The sequence below is a fragment of the Paraburkholderia ginsengiterrae genome (assembly GCF_001645125.1).
In the GTDB taxonomy this organism is placed as follows: Bacteria; Pseudomonadota; Gammaproteobacteria; order Burkholderiales; family Burkholderiaceae; genus Paraburkholderia; species Paraburkholderia ginsengiterrae.
Genome location: NZ_LXKA01000005.1, coordinates 1 through 1,702 on the forward strand (window position 1 = coordinate 1; position 1,702 = coordinate 1,702).

A 1,702-nucleotide genomic window follows, 5' to 3' on the forward strand; every position below is an offset into this window, starting at 1 on the left:
CGACTCCACGCCGATGAGAGGTCGGATTACCCGTGTGAAAGGAGGTCATCGTCAGGCTCCCCCTGCAGCATCAGAAACCCCACCCCCAAAAGGTGGGGTTTCTGCGTTTACGGCGCAAGAAAAAATCGCTGTCTCATGGCAAATGGGGCGACGCACGCAGAGCACTCGGCCGGAAACCGCCTCGTATCGCCGCCTTCAGTCCTTCCCCAGTCGCAGCGCGTTCGCGTAGCCTGTCAATTCAAGATACGCGCGTCCCACCTCCACACCTTCGCGGCTCACCCGCACCGCGCCTTCCCAGTACACTGCGCCTGTCGACTGCCGTGAATCGAGCTCCTGGTCGTCCATCAACGGGTTGAGTTGCCACGTCAGCGCGCCGGTTTTGACCGCCATCGCGACAGGATACGATGTGTTCGTGCGTGGCGAGCGCCACGTACGAAGCTGCGTAAAGTCGACCTGATCCGGGCCGAACGTCGTGACTTCGCCGTTGGGTTGGCGGAGCGCGGCATGCGCCCACATGGCCTGCCCATCGCGATTGCGCACTCGGAACGCCATCAGTGCAGAGCCATCCGTGAGATTGGCACCCAGCCAATCCCATCCGACCGCGTTGGCGTCGAGCAGCGTGCTCGACCACTCGTGATCGAGCCACGCCATGCCGGTCACGGCAGTATTGCCCCGTGAAGGTTGGCCCGCGGCAGCCGGCCGAACCACGCTGCCAGTCACACGCAATTGCGGCTCGCTGTAGTAATAGCTAGCCTGTTCGGGGTGCGGACCTTTGCGCGAATAGCCGTGCTCGCCCTGAACCATCGGCGGCTGGGTCGGCGTCAACACGAGATGCAACGAGAAGCCGTTTGCATCGGCGGCGACGTTGTAGCGGCCGTCAGCGGTGCGCACGATCGTCCATGCATCGAGTTTGACATCGGTGTTGAGCGGCTTCGCGTAAGCGAGACCGAAACCCTGGCGGGCAACACGCTGATCGTGGGCCAGATGGCCGAGCGCCGGATCGCTTAACGCGGCGTGTGCAATGATCAATTGTGACGGCGCGAACGCACTCGGATCGGCGGCATCATGACCGGTCGCCGAGCGGAAAAACGTGATCTGAAATCCGAGCGGTTGATTGTCCGGCGTTGTGAGCCAGCCCGTTGCGTACCACCACTCGGTGCGGAACGCAGCGTGTGCGCCGCTATCCTGCGGCAGGCTAATCGGATGGTCCGGTGTGACCGATGCGAAATCAGGTGCCGCGGCGAATGCTGTTGACGCAGCGAGCATACCGATACACAGCAAGCCACGAATCCATGAGCCTGAACACTGCTCAATGAAGTAGCCGCCTGCGCTCGACGTTTCGCACGACAACGTGCGTGCGACGGACCGGGCGCCAGCCACCCCCCGGCTCGACATTGCACGAGCGATCCGCGAGACTCGCATCACCAATCCTCCTTGACGGCGCGCACCGCATCCACGGACACCGCGCCGCGTCCCGCAATCACGGCTGTCGAGCATGACGACGCCAGCATCACCAGCGCAACCGTACCCAGCGCCGTCCATGGCACATGCAGCGACATAGTCCAATGGAACGACGTAAGCACCCGGCGAACCCATCTTGAATTGACGGTGTAACACCAGCGACGATCGCGTCCATCAAGAAACTAAATGGACACGTGTACACCATGGATGAGAACGTTGCGGTTCAACCGACGCGACGCCG

The 1,702-nt window shown here is 62.4% G+C and carries 2 protein-coding genes; both read right to left on the bottom strand.

Going from position 1 to position 1,702, the window contains the following annotated elements; genetic code table 11:
• Positions 1-195 precede the first annotated feature (195 nt).
• Entirely contained in the window at positions 196-1,266 is a 1,071-nt protein-coding gene (locus A6V37_RS00045) for a lipocalin-like domain-containing protein (protein ID WP_244174026.1), read from the bottom strand.
• A gap of 155 nt (positions 1,267-1,421) precedes the next feature.
• Positions 1,422-1,559, bottom strand: coding sequence for a hypothetical protein (locus A6V37_RS40350; RefSeq protein ID WP_165614495.1), 138 nt, complete (start codon positions 1,557-1,559; stop codon positions 1,422-1,424).
• Positions 1,560-1,702 lie beyond the last annotated feature (143 nt).

Coding starts and splice junctions, on each gene's coding strand:
- A6V37_RS40350 (WP_165614495.1), bottom strand. CDS start 1,559: ATGTCGCTGCATGTGCCATGGACGGCGCTGGGTACGGTTGCGCTGGTG.
- A6V37_RS00045 (WP_244174026.1), bottom strand. CDS start 1,266: ATGCTCGCTGCGTCAACAGCATTCGCCGCGGCACCTGATTTCGCATCG.